Source organism: Maribacter aquimarinus, assembly GCF_047345505.1.
Taxonomy (GTDB): domain Bacteria; phylum Bacteroidota; class Bacteroidia; order Flavobacteriales; family Flavobacteriaceae; genus Maribacter.
In genome coordinates, this window is record NZ_JBLFEO010000008.1 from 121,913 (window position 1) to 139,969 (window position 18,057).

Genomic DNA, 18,057 nt, shown 5'->3' on the forward strand with positions numbered 1-18,057 from the left:
CATGAACAACCTACTTATACGCATCTTCCTACTGAGCGTAGGATGTTTTTCCTTTAGTGTTGCACGCGCCCAAACGGTGGACATGGAGGTAAAACAGGGGCCCAACATCGATGTGGTGCTCACGGTGGGCGTCACCGACCAGGACATCGAAACTTTTGAAACCGACTTGGATGCCGCCTTGCAGAGCAAGGGCATCCCGGCCGGTAAGTTGATGGTGCAGGGTTTTGAGCGTACCACCACCTCTTCCAACAGCGAGGACGCCGCAGCCATTTTCAACAACTGGACCATTTGGGGCTACAACAGCAACACTTGGGAATTTCTGGATAGCGAGAAATACATCCGAAGAACGGAAAACGATTTTTTATCGGGTTATTATGACCCGGTCTTTGACTCTTCCAATTACACCTTGGAGGCAGAAATAGCCAGTACGCAGGGAGGGGACAACGATGATATGGGCATTACCTTTGGTATTAACGGGGGGCCTGTGGGCGGCTATCTGTTCAACCTCTCCGGAGCCGTACGGCCTTGGACCACTGCCAACTTTGTGCCAAGCCATGGTTTTGCAACTGGACTTTACCAGATTGTAAGTAGTGATGGGAGTTCAAACCCCTTGCATACCATTAGGGGGCTCCAAGGGGCGGAAAACACCATTTTTACACCAAATGACTATTCCCGATGGTACAAGATCAAGCTGGAAGTAAAAGGCCGCGTCGCAAAAATATGGGTGGACAACGTGTTGGTCGTCAACTATACCGCACCCACCGAAATTACCGGCAGCTACGGCTTCTTCTCTAACAGTCAGCCGTATGCCACCTTCAGAAACATTGAGGTCACCAGCCTTAGCCTTAAAAAGTTCAAGGACGTGTTGCGCGAGCCCCAGTGGCGCAACAGCGCCCTGCGTTTTAACGTGAACCTGGACGACCAGGAAGTGGCCGATTTTAATGACGACTCCGACCTTTCCGAGATTTTGATGCGCACCATAAACGAGGACATCCACTACATTGGCTGGGGCCTGGACGCCAACAAGGACCAGTTTGAGCGTTTTACCGCGCAGAACAACACCAAGGGCACCTTCATCAACAGAAGCTCGGGTTCCTATGCCACCTGGATAGACAATATGGCGCAGTACATCTATGACCAGTACCAATTTGGCACGGTCACGGCCGGCGATTTCTTTATCGCGGGCACGTCCGTGGAGATTGCGGTGTCTCCCACCGAACTCAAAAACAATACCGCCAACGCCAATTACCCCAGCGGACGATGGAAGATCGCCCATGACGAGACCCACTTTCCCAACAACACCGGAAAGGTCTCTTGGAACAATCTGTATTTGGAGGATGTACCGGAGTTTTACGAAAAAACGGGGAAATACGAATTTACTTTCGAAGACCTCCCCACGGCGCCCACCACCTTGTTCTTCCACAGGAAGCCGGTAGCGAGCTTTGTCTATAGTCCGGGCTCGGGCAGTATCACCAACACCTCCTATGATTTGGATGGTGGGGCCAACAACGGCATCAACCAATCCGAATGGAAGTGGAAGGCCGTGGACGCCCAAACGGAGACCCCTTGGACGGACGGGCAGTTCAACGCCGCCAGCGTACCCGATGGCGAGTACCTTGTCATGCTCCGCGTACAGGATTACCAGGGCACCTGGAGCAAGCCCACCAGTGTCTATGTACAGAAAACATCGGCCACGGCCGGCACTACGGACCTGCCCATTGCCCAGTTCAATATTCTCCCCGATGTGCTCACCACCTATTCGGGCAATATGAACATCACCATAAACGACAATTCTTCAGATCCCTATGGCAGGACCATAAACAACCAGGAGTGGATCGTGACCAAAAGGACCTTTGACGCCCAGGGCAACCCCACCGATGTGGAGGTGCACAATTCAAGTACGCCCTTGACCGATTTTTCGGCCTATGGCAATGAAAGTGCGGAATACATCATCAGCCTTCGCACACAGACCGATACCGGCGTGTGGTCCCTGCCTTTTTTCAGGACCTTGACCATCATAAATGACAATACCGCGCCCACCATCACGGCCGATGTGGCCAACGGAAACCTCACCACGGACGATGACGTTCAATTGGTGTTCTCCGATGGTGCCGGCGGCAGCGGGTTCGATGTACAGAAGTTTGTCTTGGCCCAGAGCGCCACACCGCCCGCCAATGACCACCCCAGCTGGAGCTCCTGGAGCAACAGTCAGGCCAAGACCGTTTCCTTTTCCTCGGGCGGCACGGGTTGGTACATCCATACCCGGGCGCGCGACAACGCGGGCAATGAGGGCACGGCCAGTTTTGGCCCCTATGCCCTGCAACTGATCCTGGCGGCAAACGACGATCTGGCCCTTTTGGACGAGGACACCAACTCGGATCCCGTGGATGTGCTCTTCAATGACAACTACGATGCCAACAACGTCCCCACCGTGACCATTGCGGTGCAGGGCACCAAGGGCGTGGCCACCGTGGAGCCGGACAATACCATTACCTATGTGCCCAACGAGAACGAAAACGGTACGGATAGGGTAACCTACCAATTGGATGACAATGGCACCTTGGCCACCGGCCAGATCACCTTTTCCATTCAGGCGCAGGACGACCTTCCCATAGCGGTGGCCGATACTTTTGCCTTGGACGAAAACGCCACGCTGAGTGAGGATGTGAGCACCAACGATATTGAGGTGGATGGCGATGCAAGGGAATATACCTTGATCGAAGGCCCTTTGTACGCCAGCACTTTTACCTTTAATACGGACGGTACCTTTACCTATGTCCACGACGGAAGCGAGGTGGCCACGGACAGCTTCACCTATAATTTTGAGGATGCCAACTCCTTTTCGGAGACCATCACGGCCACTTTGAACATTACCTTGTTGAACGATGTGCCCGTGGGCGGCAACGCCACTTTGGAAGTGGTGGAAGATGTGCCTTTTACCTTATCGGAGAGCGATTTTGTCTTTACCGATGCAGATGCCGGCGATGCCTTCAACGGCATTCAGGTCACTTCGCTTCCCACCAACGGAACGCTGTGGTACAATGGCAATCCCGTTGCGGAAAACGACCTGATCGATGACGTGACCCAACTGACCTTTACCACCGCTACGGACGGATTCGGATCCAATTATGCCGATTTTGGTTTTAGGGTGAAGGATGGCTCCGATGCCGTGAGCGTGGATAGTTATAGCATGTCCGTTTCCGCTTTGCAGGATTTGGATGGCGATGGCACACCCGATACCAGCGACCTGGATATTGATGGCGATGGTACGGACAATGACGAGGACGCTTTCCCAAGGGATGCCAATGAGGACACCGACACGGACGGGGACGGCACGGGCGACAATGCCGATACCGATGATGACAATGACGGAACCCCGGACAGCGAAGATGCCTTTCCCAAGGATGAAAACGAGGATGCCGACAATGACGGCGACGGCACCGGTGACAATGCCGATTTGGATGATGACAATGACGGAACCCCGGACAGCGAAGATGCCTTCCCATTTGATGAAAACGAGGATAGCGACAATGATGGCGACGGCACCGGCGACAATGCCGATACCGATGATGACAATGACGGAACCCCGGACAGTGAAGATGCCTTCCCCAAGGATGAAAATGAGGATGCCGACAATGACGGCGATGGTACGGGCGACAATGCCGATTTGGATGATGACAATGACGGTACGCCCGACAGCCAAGACGCCTTCCCATTTGATGAAAACGAAGATGCCGACAACGATGGCGACGGTACGGGCGACAATGCCGACACCGATGATGACAATGACGGTACGCCCGACAGCCAAGACGCCTTCCCATTTGATGAAAACGAGGATGCCGACAATGACGGGGACGGCACCGGCGACAATGCCGATACCGATGATGACAATGACGGAACCCCGGACAGCGAAGATGCCTTCCCGTTTGATGAAAACGAAGATGCCGACAATGACGGCGATGGCACCGGCGACAATGCCGACACCGATGATGACAACGACGGTACCCCCGACAGCCAAGATGCCTTCCCATTTGATGAAAACGAGGATAGCGATAATGACGGGGACGGCACGGGCGACAATGCCGATACCGATGATGACAATGACGGAACCCCCGACAGCCAAGACGCCTTCCCGTTTGATGAAAACGAGGATAGCGATAATGACGGGGACGGCACCGGCGACAATGCCGATATGGATGATGACAATGACGGAACCCCCGACAGCGAAGATGCCTTCCCATTTGATGAAAACGAGGATACCGATACGGATGGCGACGGCACCGGCGATAATGCCGATGAAGATGCCGATAACGATGGGATTCCGGACAGTGAGGATGCCTTTCCCCAAGACCCCAACGAATACCGTGACAGTGATGGCGACGGGTTGGGAGACAATGCCGACCCCGACGATGACAACGATGGGATGGAAGACCTGGACAGCGATGGCGATGGTACAGGCGACAATGCGGATTCCGATGACGACAATGATGGCGTTCCGGACAATGAAGATGCCTTTCCCACCGACCCCATGGAAACGATGGATACCGACAATGACGGTGTGGGCGACAATGCAGATGAAGACGATGACAATGACGGCTATTCCGATGTGGTCGAAAACCAGCATGGCACCGATTCCAAAAGCGCTAAAAGTACGCCCAAGGACACGGATGGCGACGGGATCCCCGATGCCATGGACAGTGATGACGACAATGACGGGGTGGCGGACAGCTTGGATGCCTTCCCGGAGGACGATGAGCCATTTTTGCGACCAGCAGAGGCCTTTACGCCCAATGGGGACGGTGTAAACGATACTTGGGTCATTCCCGGTCTGGACAACTATCCCAATGCCAGGGTACAGGTGTACAACCGCTGGGGCCACGAGGTCTTTGCCGCCATCGACTACCGCAACGATTGGAACGGAAACCAAAATGGCAATGCCAAGGCCCTGCCATCGGGTTCCTACCTCTACGTCATAGACTTGGGCAATGGAATGGCACCGCTACGGGGTTGGTTGTTCATCAATTATTAATCAGTAAGCCATAGTTATGAAATTCAATAAAATAACACCACTTTTCATCTTGTTCGCCCTAGGGGTCAGTCTAGGGCTTCAGGCACAGCAAGACCCCAATTATACCTTTTACAGGTTCAATATGAACCTTGTGAATCCGGCCTTTGCCGGAGCCGGGGAAACCGCCAAGGTAGGCGTGAACGTAAGGAGCCAGTGGGCCGGCGTACAAGGTGCACCGGAGACCCAGAGTGTTGTCTTTGGGATGCCCGTGGGCCGTAACGTGGGTCTGGGACTCTCCGTGATCAACGACAAGACCTTTGTGGAGAACCAGACCTCCGTGGCACTTGATTTTTCTTATAAACTTAAGCTGGATGAAGCGCACGACCTGTATTTTGGACTAAAGGGAAGTTTTGCCTCCTATGACGTAAATTCCGAAGGATTGCTCACCTACGGCATTCAACCGGACATGTCGTTGATGAACATTGATGGGCGTTTTACCCCCAATGTGGGGGCGGGGCTCTTGCTCAGGAACGAGCGTTATTTTGTGTCGCTCTCCATTCCAAAGATCCTGACACCGGACCGTTTGGAGCAGAAAGACGGGATGGCCCGTTTGGGGGTGGATGAGGTGCATTACTACCTGGCCGGTGGCTACGATGTTGTGCTGAGCGAGAGCGTGGTGCTAAAGCCCAGTGCCTTGATTCGTTATGTGAATGCTTCGCCCTTATCCGTGGATGTTACCGGACTGGTGGAGTTCAATGACCGTATTGATCTGGGGGCGGCCTACCGGGTATCGGAAAGTGTGAGCGGCATCTTTATGTTCAAGGCCGGGAAATTGGATATTGGCTATGCCTATGAAATGGCATTGGAAAGCAATGTCCGCAACATTGATCAAGGCACGCACGAAATCATGATGCAAATCCACTTTTAGGCTGTTAAAACGCCGGAGACCGGAAAGACCCAAAGAAGCACAACATTTTATAAGGTGTTTCCGTTTTGGTAATGGCTTCGGATCAAGGTTGTTATACCATCCATCGACCCCAAAAGTCTTCAAACGATTTTTGGGGTCGATGGTTTTTGAGGAAAAAACGGCACATGTTGCTCGTAAAAACTGCCTTCGGTAAAAGATTGGCCGCTATAAAGCCACCTCACGTTTTTCAGGGAACTTTTCCTAGCAGGCTTATGGTGCATTAAGAATTGGTGATAGGTAAAAAGTGGCCGTCTTTTGTCCAGGGCGGCATTTTTTTGTTCTCACTATCGGCTTAAATCAAAAAATATTCAAAAGTGCTGAATGCAACTGCTATGCCATTTAACGGTAAATATGGCTAAGAGGTTTTTTGTAGTTTGGTTGATTCAAATTAAAAGGGGGCCAAGGTGGTGAGCTGTGTAAAATATTTAAATTATTTTTATTGGGCTTCTTAGAGATCAAGACCTCCAATTTCCGCTGTTACCCAAGCGTATATATCCATTGTTTTTTGTGTTTTATAGTCGGCAAAGTTTTGGACAATCGCTTCCACGGCCACAAAGGAATTTTTTTCATAGCGTGCCATATGTGCGTCCATGTTTGCGTCATGCTTTTTTAGCAGCTTTTTCCATGAGCTTGTTAGGGTGCTAACCGCTTTAACTTGTTGGGAAGCCAATAAGCGTCTCAATTGTGCTTCTGCCCCATAAAGAAAATCAGTTTCTTTTATGACCCACTTTTTATGGCTTTCTAAAAACAGGCGCACGGTTTGGTCAATATCTGCCCTTTTTTTCTTAAAAAGCCGTCCGCGGCCTTTTTTTACCCAAGTGTTATATGTGGATATGGAGGAATAAATGTTGGTATCGTTCAGTGGGGCATCAACATAGGTTGAATGCATCACTTTATCTGCAAAATTAGCAATGAGAAACTTTTCCGTGTACGGTATTTCCATATGGTTGTAACCATGGGTTTGGTCAATGGCCTCTTTAAGCGCAGTGCTACATTTGTTGTGCAAGGCTTCAAGGTCAACATCTTGCAAATGCAAGTGTTTTAACCTTCCCAAGGTAAACAGCCCTTCATTCTTGTCTAGATAACTGTAACGTTCCCGGTTGGTGGTATCCTCCCAGTTTTGCGCTTTGAGCCAGTAGCCTCCAAATCCGGCTCGTATGGCGTAAATATCGGTCAGCTTTTCATCATTAAAAAAAAGCCGGTGTTTTCCCAAAAGGTGATAATGGGCAAGCTCATGGGCCATGGTAAACACCAGTGCATCGAAATTTTTAAGGGTGGTCATTCCCAATTTAATGGTGAAGCCGTCCTTGTTCTCTAGATATTCACCAATTTTTAGCCGTTCTATCCTGTAGAGTTCAGAGGTATCAATAAAACCCGTATTTTCCTTGGTTTCCAAGGGTTTTTCCCAGAAAAACTCCAGTTGTATGTTTGCCCCCGCCAGACCCATATGTTGTTTCACTTGTGTAAAGAGCAGTTTTGCCTCTTCTTTGGTCAAGGTATCATTAAATGGATGTGTAAATGAAGAATAAGGGGTGTTGGTTACTGTTTGTTTGGACAATAGTTCAGCTATAAAACCTATTCTAAAGTTAATGGATGCCGCGGTTTTGGGCTGTTTGTAGTTAAAGGTACTTTTCCAGAACATCTAGGGCTTTTGTTTAAGTATTTTTTCGGTCATAGTCTTGATGAGAATAAAAGTAAGACTTTTGTATTGCTTATTTTCACTGGAAACAGGGAATTTAAAAAAGGAACCATCCCGTAATTTTAACGCACCGGTAGAATTAAAATAAACCGAAACAAAATCACTTTAGGCTAATAACCATGACCCTCACTAAAACCCAGCTTATTGGAAAGATCTATAAAGCTTTTGAAGGCGTTGTTCTAGAGGATGGCGTGGGACTTTGGGAAGGGCAGGCTTTGGACGATAGACTGGAAAATACAGCGGCGTACGAGCGCTTAAGGGCAAAGGACGAACGATTGGATTGGCAAAAAATACCAATAGTGCGTTTGTATGAATGCAGTAGTTCCCAATCTTTTTTGGATGCCAAGGGCATGCGTTTTCACCTGCCCTTATACCTTCTATTTGCTTTGGATGTCTTTATGGACGAAGAGGAGGAACTGCATGAAGACAAAGACTTTAAGCTTTGGCCACCGGAAATCCAGTTTGCGTTGACACATAATCTGGAGTCAGACTATTCCAAAAGTCGATTTTCTTTATTGAACACGGAACAGATAGCCTGTGTTATTCATTTTTTGGAATATACCAAAGGAGAAAGAGAACGGCATTGTAAACAGTACAGAGTAAAGCAAAACCATCTTTTCAATAAAAATCACGAGGAATTAAAAGAGGCCATCGCTTTTTGGAAGGTAAAGGCACTGGTGCCATAAAAAGAATACAGAAATGATATCAAAACAGCAGGCAGAGGCCATATTAAAAGGAAAAAAGAAAAGGACTTTCAAGGAAGAAACCTTTAGCGTTTTCTCCAAGCCCTATCAAATACTGGGAAAGTTGGTGGTAGGGAAACTTCCCAAATACCGCGATACCACCCCTATGATTTCCTATTACAATGATGCTTTTGGCAAGGACTATAAGCAGAACCCTTGGGACAGTACGGAAGGCCTGAAACTGGCAAAATTCCTCTATGGGGAGGGTCGTGCGCCTTACATGGCCAGAACGTGGGCATTGCTATTGCGGTTGCCCTACCAGAAGGGCTACAACAGACGCCCCTTCAGAATTGCCACGGGTGCCAAGCACATTACCCATGCCATTGCCCAGTTCCGCCAATTGAGCAACACCAGTGTTTACGGTTTTTCAGATTGTTCCCTTACCGAACAGGCGCGCTTGACCGGGTTTTACCAGAACATGGCCAACGCCTATCTGTTTGCGGTGGTCTTGCAGGAAGGGAATGAAGAACTGCAACAGGTAATTACCGATATTATTCAAGGAGAAGATGAAATAGGTGCGGTGTCCAAGGATATCATAAAAGCACTTTTACTGACGGATAAAACCGAAAACTGGCAATTGGTGGAAGGTCTCTTGTTGGCGGCACAACGTCAAGAAGGATTGCGGCAGACCATTTTGGAGACCTTGGACGAAACCAGTCTAGGTGCGCTGCGGTACTTGATAAATACGGTGCTAAAAGAGGATTTAATGCGTTTTAGTAGCGTAGTTAGAGCGGTAGATACTTGGTTCGGTTTTGGTTGGGATGCCACCAAAAAATCAACCATTAAACGTACCTTGGAACTGGCGGTCGGTTTTATGGACGCACCGGAAAAGATAGGGCCGGCCATACAGGGCAAAGACCATCTGGAACGTTATGTGGCCTTTTGGGCCATGGGTTTAAGGGATGTTGTGGCGGCGAACAAAAAGGCCTTTGAACTTGTTTTTGATGCTCACAGATCAAAAGAAGTAAAACTATCTGCCTTGATGTTCATCTACCAGACCGGAAGAACACAGCACAGTTTGGTGCCCTATATGATGGAGCAGTGGGGTAAGGACGTGGAGCTGGATTTTTGGTTGCTGATGAACGCGCCCGCTTTTGAATGGACGACCGAGTTCTTCCAAAAAATAAAAACCACCGCAGATGCCCTGCCCACGGACGGGAAATGGTTTGGCGGCAGCGTTTTTGAGTGGAAAAAGTACCACATCACACCCTATTATTTCTACAATTACCTAGTGCGTTTTGCCAAGGAAGAACAGATGATACTGCTGGCACAAGATTTATCAAAGTTGCCCAACCAGGTCCGTGAGGCCTTTATGCGGAAGATTTTCCCCAAGCACTATACCTATTCACTTTCTAGAAACTATTATCAAAATAAACAACAGGAAATCCCAAAACTGAACTTTACCCAGGATGCTTGGCAACGGGTATTGCTGCGCCAAGCGGTAACGGACAGGAACGGAGCCGTGATGGCCACCGGACTCAAAGCGTTTGCTTATATGGATTTGGGAGAGCAAGAGCTAGAGTTGTTGGAAACCTTACTATCCCGAAAAGGCAAGGACCTGAGAAAAAATACCATCCAATTATTGATAAAACAACCGGAGGAGTCCTTGCAGGCCACTACCAAAAACCTTGTCAGTTCCAACAAAGTGGAACAGCGTTTGGCCGGACTGGAAATTCTAACGGTCTTGGACGAAGAGGAACGCTACCCAGAATTTGTGGCCGAGCAGGTAACCCAGTATAAAGATCGCAAAAGCCTGAACAGGAACGAGGAGGTCTTCCTCTCAAAATTCTCCAAGAAACAGGGTGCCCAATACAGCTTTGCCAACGGTTTTGGGGTCATTGATTACGGAACATTGGAGCCCTTGATAAGACCACAGCCAAAATTTGAGGTAAGGAAGGGAGTGTTGGGGCTTTTAAAGGGAAAATCGGATTTTCGGCTAAAGGGCCTGGTGGACGAAAAGAAGACCGTGGACCAGATCGGCAAACTCATGGCCTTGTTTGAAGGGCACAAAGACCACGAATACCAATACGAGGGTTACCAGGGCGCCATGGAGACCACCTTGCTGGGCAACCAGGTAATTCATAAAACAATGCGCCCCAAGGATTTCACCGCCGAAGACCGTTTGAACGATCTGCCCTTGGCGGATGTTTGGAAGGAATGGTACCAGAACAGCAAACTCAATGATTTTGAGGTGTTTTACGTGCTGTTTTACCTCAATGGCTACGGCGAACCCTTTCAGCGTTTGGGCGAGATGAAGGATTTTATCAAATCGTACTATCCGGAGTTGAAGGGGCTGCCCATTAAACAAATTGGGAATCGGGACATAATGAACAGGCACTTGGCCACCATTTTATTGGCCTTGCACCGGGCCTACAGAGATGTGTGGAGCATGCTGTGCTTTAAAATGGACGTGCTGGAGGATATGATCGCCAATTGCCCCGCACACTTAAAGACCAAAAACCTCAATACCAATCAATATAGAAATGATACGGTATCCTGGGTACAGTTTGTTCTTCAATCCCATTTTACCCTGGGGGAAGAGGACCTTAGGTTCCTGCTGGATAAGGATGCCGGGAAGGCCAAGCACTACCATGACCTGTATTGGTACCTCACGGCGCAGCGCATCGGTTTTCCCAAAGAGGTCAAGGAGGTGAAGGAGGTGCTCCGTCCGCATCTGGAACAGCGATTGTTGCAGTTGCCCAGTATGGGCCTCAGCTTAAACCTCTACAAAAAGGGCAGGCTGCCAGAGGAACAATTGCTTACCTACGCGCTCTATTCCCCCGATCTTATGCGCCTGTTGGATGGCGGATTCTCTTACCGTACCCGTGCGTTCAAGGAGTATGCCCTTGAGGTGCCCAAGTTCAACCGCCTGAAGACGAATTTGCTTGCGTTGGAAATGGAGCGCGGGGATCTGCCCACCGAGGCCTCGGGGTACATCCGGAATTTTGTAAAGGTAGAAGGGGTGCGCTACGTCTTTGAAATATTGGAACGGCTGGGCAAGGAGAACCTGAACAGGGGGTACAGCCATGACCGAGACAGTAAGAAGGTAAATTTCAGTACCATTTTGAGCATCAGCGTTCCGGCCGAAACCGATACCTATGAAGATTTTGAAGCAGGAATAAAGGCCGCAAAAATCACTAAAAAACGCTTGGTGGAGGTGGCCTGCTACGCCACCCAATGGGCGGCCTGGATCGGGCGCTACCTGGACATGGACAATTTGGAAAGTGCCGTATGGTGGTTCCACGCCCACGCGTCAGACTATATGTCGGCACAAAAGGAGACCGTCATTGCCCGCTATTCCAGCATTGATAAGTCCGATTTTGCTAAGGGCGCCATTGACATCGATTGGTTCAACCGGGTCTATGCCAGTCTGGGCAAGGCCAATTGGAAACTCCTCCACGATGGGGCCAAATACATCTCCAACGGCAACGGCCACCGCCAGGTAAAATTGTACAGCGGGGTCATGCTGGGCGAGGTAAAGATCACCGAGACCCTCAAAAAAATTAAGGACAAACGAGACAAGGATTATTTAAGGGCCTTGGGCTTGGTTCCGTTGAGCAAGGCCAATGCCGAGAAAGACTTGTTGAACCGTTATGACCTGATTCAAAATTTTATCAAGGAAAGCAAGCAGTTTGGCGCGCAACGCCAAGAGAGTGAAAAGGCGGCCGCAGAAATTGCGCTGGACAACCTTTCCAGAAATGCCGGTTTTGAGGACCGCATCCGTTTTGGTTGGGCCATGGAGGGCAAGGCCACGGAGAAAATCATGGAAAATGACACGGCCAAGTTTCAGGATGTGACCGTAAAATTGGTCGTGGATGACCAAGGAAAGGCAGACATTAAGGTGTTCAAGGGCAACAAGACCCAAAAGACCATTCCCGCCAAATACAAAAAGGACAAAAAAATCCAGGCCCTAAAAGATGGGAAGAGCTATTTGTCCAAACAATATTCCCGTACCCGGCTTTCCCTGGAAAATGCCATGATTCGGGAAGATGTGTTTCGCGCCGGGGAATTGGACAAAATCATGCGACATCCCGTGGTAAGGGCCATGCTGGGCAAATTGGTGCTGTTCGATCCCAAGACCAAGGCATCCGGATTTTACAAAGATGGTGTTTTGGTAAATGCCGGGGGTAAACAGCATAAGCTTAGTGGGAAAGACGAAGTGGTCATCGCCCACCCTTCGCAATTGTACCAGGCAGTGCAATGGGATCTGTATCAAAAACACCTCTTTGAGAACCGCATTGTACAGCCCTTTAAGCAAGTTTTCAGGGAATTGTACCTGATAACGGCCAACGAACGCGAGCGCAGTTTCCGTTCGGAAAGGTACCAAGGGCACCAGATCCAGCCCAAGAAAACCGTGGCCCTCTTGCGCAGCCGTGGTTGGACGGTGAACCGGGAAGAAGGCTTGCAAAAGGTCTATCACAAACGGGGCTTTATGGTCACCATGTACGCCATGGCCGACTGGTTTTCTCCGGCCGATGTGGAGGCGCCCACCTTGGAGTACGTTTGTTTTCACTCGCTCAAAGACTACGATCCCCTGCCAATGACAGATATCCCGCCCGTGATCTTCAGCGAGGTCATGCGCGATATCGATTTGGTGGTGAGCGTGGCCCACGTGGGCGGCGTGGACCCAGAGGCCAGCCACAGCACCATGGAAATGCGCGGCGTGTTGGCACGGGAATCCGCAAGATTATTTAAATTGGATAATATTGAGGTCAAGCAGCGCCACATCATCATCAAGGGAAAACTGGCCGAGTACAGCATCCATCTGGGCAGTGCCAACGTGAGCAAGGGCGGCCTCGCCCTCAACATCATACCCGTGCACAGTCAGCATCGCGGCCGTATGTTTTTGCCCTTTGTGGATGACGACCCCAAAACGGCGGAATTGATTTCAAAAATGAAACTATTGGCCGAAGACCATAAAATCCAGGACCCCACCGTATTGGCGCAGATACATAAGGGGTGATACAGCAACAATGTTATTAGAGTCTGATATAGTAATTAGGATAACATTAAAGGCTCCTCCCCTTATTTTCAAGGGGAGGTGGATTCCGACCGTTCCGGGAGGAAGACGGAGGGGCTAAACCCAAGTCCTCGCCGCGAAAAAGCGGCTGTGGGCTTTCCGCTGCAATCCCTAACGCAATGAAAATGAACTATAAAATTATGAACCAACTCACCCTGCAACTAAAACGCCTCGGCAAGAAAAAAGTAAAAACGATTGATGTTGTTCTGGATTCCACCCCGAAAAACCTAAAACAGTTGATTGGGGCCTGCGTGCGCCACGAAGTAAAAAAATACAACGAAAAACGCGAGGGCGACATCGTGCTGTCCTTCTTGAACGCCACCGAAATCCAAGAGCAGGGCGAAACCGGTAAAATAGCGTTTGGCGATCTGGCCAACAAAACCCTGGCCGTGGAAGAAACCGCCATTGAAAATGCCTTGGTGGCCCATAAAGATGGACTTTATCTCGTTTTTATAGATGATGACGAAATCACCGATTTGGAACATCCTTTGAACTTAACTGAAAAAAGTGTGGTCAGTTTTATACGGATGACCTTTTTGTCGGGGGCGTATTGGTAGGGACCAAGATGATCGGTTTTCCCCAAGACGACTGGTGGAAAAATCAAGTTTTACAAACAGTGGCTTGGAAGGAACAAAAGAATAGGGCCAATGAACATCCCCAAAATAAAAGGCATCATAGACCGTAGAATTCTAATCAACTACCAAGTGGATCAAGAAGTCTTGGAAAATTATCTACCAAGGCCCTTTCGTCCAAAGTTGGTGAATGGTAAGGGCATTGCGGGCATTTGTCTGATTCGCCTAAAGGAGATCCGCCCCAAGGGCTTGCCCAGACAAATTGGCATATCCTCGGAAAACGGAGCGCATAGGATTGCCGTGGAATGGACGGAAAACGGAGTGGTGAAAGAAGGCGTTTTTATCCCCAGAAGGGATACCTCTTCCAAGTGGAATGCCCTGGCCGGCGGTACTGTTTTTCCGGGAATACATCATTTGGCAGCATTCACGGTACACGAGAAAGAAGGAGCCTATGAAGTGGGTTTTGTAAGCGAGGACAACACCTCCTTATCCATAAAAGCCAAAGAAACCGACGACTGGAACGCCAATAGTGTGTTTGAAAATTTGGAATGTGTATCTGATTTTTTTGAAAAGGGTTCGGTAGGGTATTCGCCGGACAATACTGATTTTGAGGGACTGGAACTCAAAGTCTATCACTGGAAAGTCTCACTTTTAGAAGTGTCCGAGGTGAAATCCAGTTTCTTTGAAAACGAAGCCATTTTCCCCAAAGGTTCCGTAATCTTTGATAATGCCCTCTTGATGAAGGATGTTGAACACGAATGGGTGGGCTTGGATAAAATTAATGGCAGTGAGGCGTTGTAGGCCAACAAATTCATAACATTGATAAAGACAGTCCTAGTAGATTTCTTGTGGTGGTTTCTGGCGCTGGGATGTGGGCCTTCCCATAACAGCAATTATCTAAAGAGCACGGACTGTCCGGTAAAGGCAGAAAGGCTCCGGGCCCTAAAAAATGGGATTGTAGCGCACAGCGATATTCGGGATGCCGAGTTTCACTTGTTTAACGTCAATGGCTTTTCCAATAGAGGAACCTTGGTTCCCGGAGGGTCTTCTTGCAGCCATGCCTTCGCCATTAAAATCGATGCCCAAGATGTTGATGATTGGTTGGGAGGAATGCCCCCCAGCCCTTCCTCAAATACCACGCCCCAATGGACAACCGCACCTTTGAAAAGAACAAGGCCCACTGGCAAACCAATAGTACGCCCGAATTTTATGTGTGCCAAGGCTCCGATGTGCAGTTGGTGGTGTACAGAGGGGAGGGAATTGTTTTTAAGCGTATTGTTCTGGATTAAACCCAGATTAAGCAATAGAAATTCCCCGCCTTAAAGGAACGGGCAGGTATTACGGCTGCAAATCCCCGCAAAATCAATCGTTGCACTGACTTTTGCTCACTCACCGTAGCGATGGCTACCCGCCCGTACCGAAGGGCACGTTCGGGCGGGCCTGCCCGACCGAGTCATTCAGGCGGGCGCCTCATTCGCAAAAATTTTGATTTTATTGGGCTTTACATCCTCATGACGAAAGTCTACTATATAACACTCATGCAACCAAGTTATCCTTTGAAAAATTATGAAGCCATTCATCAGGGGACTAGTGCATAATCTGGGTTAAAAAGCACTGTCCCCACCCTGCAGGCATCAACCAAAAACCTTCCTTTTTTTATCCAAACGGGCAAATGGGAACCTTCATTGGCACCGCCAAAGGGTTTTGATGTTCCGAGGCTTGCTCCGAGGTAGATCACCATTTCCTCAATATCACCGCGAAAACGCCCTAATGGCCCCAATCCGGTTCGGATTTCCGAAATCGAAACCAGCTTCAAGGCCCATTTCTTGGGGCTTTGCCGCATCTGTGGAACCTTTGCCAAAAAAAACAGTATGCGACAAGTGGAATTAAATCCAAAAGGGGATTACACGCATTGGGAATGTGAAAAACTGGAAGAGTTGTTGCAGGATCGCTACCCGGATGAACTGGGCACCCTAATGGCCGAAACCGAACATTTTAGGTTATGGAACTTAGAGCTGTTGCCCATGGAGCGGCTGTCTTTTAGGAAACAGCCCAGCAACTATGGTTGGACGTGTACCACCGGGGGCACGGTCACCTTTACCAACGGCAACGGGCGCATTGATCTGGTTTTCTTCGAGCGGGGCGATCACGGCTTTATAAACAATGCGGACAAGCACGTGGTGACCGACATAAAAAACATTGGTCCGCGTGCCCTGCGCTTACAGATCCAGGAATACAAAAGCCCCATCTGCTTCAACTGATTGCCCTTGGTCTCCAAAGGGACCTGCCATGGGGCCCGGGCCATGGGAACAATGGGGAAACCATGGCCCATTTTTTTTTGTCTTCGGGCAAAAGGTGTACATTTATCTGGACCAACCCCGTTCACCTTTGTCATCCGAAGCACTTATTTTCGTTATTGTACAGCTCCTTGCCGCCGCACAGGGCATTCTGGTGGGGGCTTATCTTATCTTGGTGAGCAAGCGCAACAAGCCCACCTTTCCCTTGGGCATTTTCCTTTTTCTTTTCTCCTTGGAGATCGTGCCCTCCATTTTAAAAAATTTGAATGTTTGGCAAGAGCTGCCCCTTTTGCACTGGCTCCCGCTCCGCAATATATGGCTGTTGAGTCCGCTGTTCTTTCTCTACACTCAAAGGGTCTCTATTTTTAAACGGTCCAACCGTGTGTACTGGATGTTCTTGCCCGGACTTTTGGTTTTGGTGCTCAAGCCCTTGGCGTTGTTTGTTCCGGAACAATGGTTGGGCTTGGACAACTTTAACAGGGATGTTAGTCAGATCAGTTTTATCCTTGGCCACGGGTACTGTTTCTTCATTGGTTTTTTGAACATCAGGTATATTGATGCACACATTGCAGAGGTCAACGAGGTCTTTTCATCGGTATATAGAAAAGAGCTGAAATGGGCCAGGACCTTCGTGGTTTTTGGACTCTTGCTATGTGCTCTTTCCTTGGGCATTCTATTGTCCGGCACGGGTTATCAATGGACCCATTTGCCTTTTGTGGTCATTTTATTGCTCACGGTGTATTGGCTCAGTTTTTACGGCACAAAACAGTACAGCGTGCAACGGGTGCTCACCAACCCCACGGAATATGGCCTTGTGCTAAGGCCACGCTCCAAGGCCTTGAAACCCCAAAAGGAACCCAAGGAAATGGGGGTGATGATGGTGAAGTTACAGGACTACTTCCACGCCGAAAAGCCCTATACCGATCCAGAACTGAACATTGTGGAAGTGGCCGTGGCCCTTGGGGAGCATCCCAAAAAACTGTCCAAGGCCATAAACGTATTCACGGGAAAGAATTTCAACCGCTTCGTGAACACCTACAGGGTCAATAAGGCCAAGGAACTGTTGGTGGACCCCTCCAAAGCGAACATCACCATGGAGGGCGTGGGCAGTGAAGTGGGTTTCCAGAGCAAGAGTGCCTTCTACAGCGCCTTTAAAAGTGTTACCGGCACCACCCCATTGGCCTTCCAAAAACGTCCGGAAACGGCAACATAGTACGGATTTCCGAAATCACTACCAGCCTGGTGCCCCTTTTGTTTTTAGAGCGGCCAAACGCAGCAACCTTTGCCCAAAAAAAGCAGAGGATGCGATACGTAGAATTGAACAGTCAGCATGACTACACCCACTGGGAGGATTATAAATTGGAGGAACTCCGACAAAATTATTTTCCGGCTACCCTGGGAAAGATGGTGATGCAGAACGAGTTTGTGAGGCTTTGGCAGATCAACTTGTTGCCCCGGGAACGAATGGCCTTTAGGAGGTTGCCAAAAAAATACAGTTGGTCTTGCAGCACTGGGGGCATGGCGGTATTGGCAAACGTCAATGGGCGCATAGACCTTTGTGTTTTTGACACCCAGGATTTTGGCTATGTGGACCACGGCGGCAAAACCGTGACCACGGACATTAGGAACATTGGGGAAACCGTGCTCCATCTCCATATTTTGGAATACCTCTAACCTAAGTCCCTGGTTTTCTAGGGGTGGTTAAGCCCCATTCCGGAGCCGGGGATGATGGGGCCAAACCATTGGGCCGC

The 18,057-nt window shown here is 49.3% G+C and carries 11 protein-coding genes; 10 read left to right on the forward strand and 1 reads right to left on the reverse strand.

Features of this window, described 5'->3' with window-relative positions; all coding sequences use genetic code 11:
• Window position 1: 1 nt before the first annotated feature.
• Together ACKWCC_RS07980 and ACKWCC_RS07985 are read left to right on the forward strand one after the other, a co-directional pair.
• Window positions 2-5,029 carry a T9SS type B sorting domain-containing protein gene (locus ACKWCC_RS07980; protein ID WP_413995392.1) on the forward strand — a complete coding sequence of 1,676 codons (5,028 nt, stop codon included), beginning with the start codon at window positions 2-4 and terminating at the stop codon, window positions 5,027-5,029.
• A gap of 16 nt (window positions 5,030-5,045) precedes the next feature.
• The gene (locus tag ACKWCC_RS07985; protein ID WP_413995393.1) at window positions 5,046-5,936 is read left to right on the forward strand and encodes a PorP/SprF family type IX secretion system membrane protein; all 891 of its coding nucleotides are present in this window, start codon (window positions 5,046-5,048) and stop codon (window positions 5,934-5,936) included.
• A gap of 487 nt (window positions 5,937-6,423) precedes the next feature.
• Here the strand turns inward: ACKWCC_RS07985 and ACKWCC_RS07990 are convergent, their stop codons facing one another.
• Window positions 6,424-7,257, reverse strand: a complete 834-nt coding sequence (locus ACKWCC_RS07990; protein ID WP_413995394.1) for a hypothetical protein — start codon at window positions 7,255-7,257, stop codon at window positions 6,424-6,426.
• A 536-nt stretch (window positions 7,258-7,793) separates the two neighbouring features.
• On the opposite strand from ACKWCC_RS07990, the gene ACKWCC_RS07995 reads away from it, so the two are divergent.
• The 8 genes from ACKWCC_RS07995 (at window position 7,794) to ACKWCC_RS08030 (ending at window position 17,980) form a co-directional block, all read left to right on the forward strand.
• Window positions 7,794-8,360: a DUF6714 family protein gene (locus tag ACKWCC_RS07995; protein ID WP_413995395.1), complete on the forward strand. Its 567-nt coding sequence runs from the start codon at window positions 7,794-7,796 to the stop codon at window positions 8,358-8,360.
• Between the two features lie 13 nt (window positions 8,361-8,373).
• A complete protein-coding gene (locus tag ACKWCC_RS08000) occupies window positions 8,374-13,380 on the forward strand; it encodes a DUF4132 domain-containing protein (protein WP_413995396.1) in 5,007 nt (1,668 codons plus the stop codon).
• A gap of 182 nt (window positions 13,381-13,562) precedes the next feature.
• Window positions 13,563-13,994 carry a hypothetical protein gene (locus ACKWCC_RS08005; protein WP_413995397.1) on the forward strand — a complete coding sequence of 144 codons (432 nt, stop codon included), beginning with the start codon at window positions 13,563-13,565 and terminating at the stop codon, window positions 13,992-13,994.
• Between the two features lie 90 nt (window positions 13,995-14,084).
• Window positions 14,085-14,810 carry a DUF2071 domain-containing protein gene (locus tag ACKWCC_RS08010; protein WP_413995398.1) on the forward strand — a complete coding sequence of 242 codons (726 nt, stop codon included), beginning with the start codon at window positions 14,085-14,087 and terminating at the stop codon, window positions 14,808-14,810.
• 344 nt (window positions 14,811-15,154) lie between these two features.
• A complete protein-coding gene (locus ACKWCC_RS08015; RefSeq protein WP_413995399.1) occupies window positions 15,155-15,298 on the forward strand; it encodes a hypothetical protein in 144 nt (47 codons plus the stop codon).
• Window positions 15,299-15,880: 582 nt separating this feature from the next.
• Window positions 15,881-16,270: a hypothetical protein gene (locus ACKWCC_RS08020; RefSeq protein WP_413995400.1), complete on the forward strand. Its 390-nt coding sequence runs from the start codon at window positions 15,881-15,883 to the stop codon at window positions 16,268-16,270.
• Between the two features lie 127 nt (window positions 16,271-16,397).
• On the forward strand, window positions 16,398-17,519 hold the full coding sequence (locus ACKWCC_RS08025; protein WP_413995401.1) for a helix-turn-helix domain-containing protein: 1,122 nt from the start codon (window positions 16,398-16,400) through the stop codon (window positions 17,517-17,519).
• Window positions 17,520-17,608: 89 nt separating this feature from the next.
• Window positions 17,609-17,980 (forward strand): hypothetical protein, encoded by a 372-nt coding sequence (locus tag ACKWCC_RS08030; RefSeq protein WP_413995402.1) that lies wholly within the window; start codon window positions 17,609-17,611, stop codon window positions 17,978-17,980.
• The last annotated feature ends 77 nt before the right edge of the window (window positions 17,981-18,057 follow it).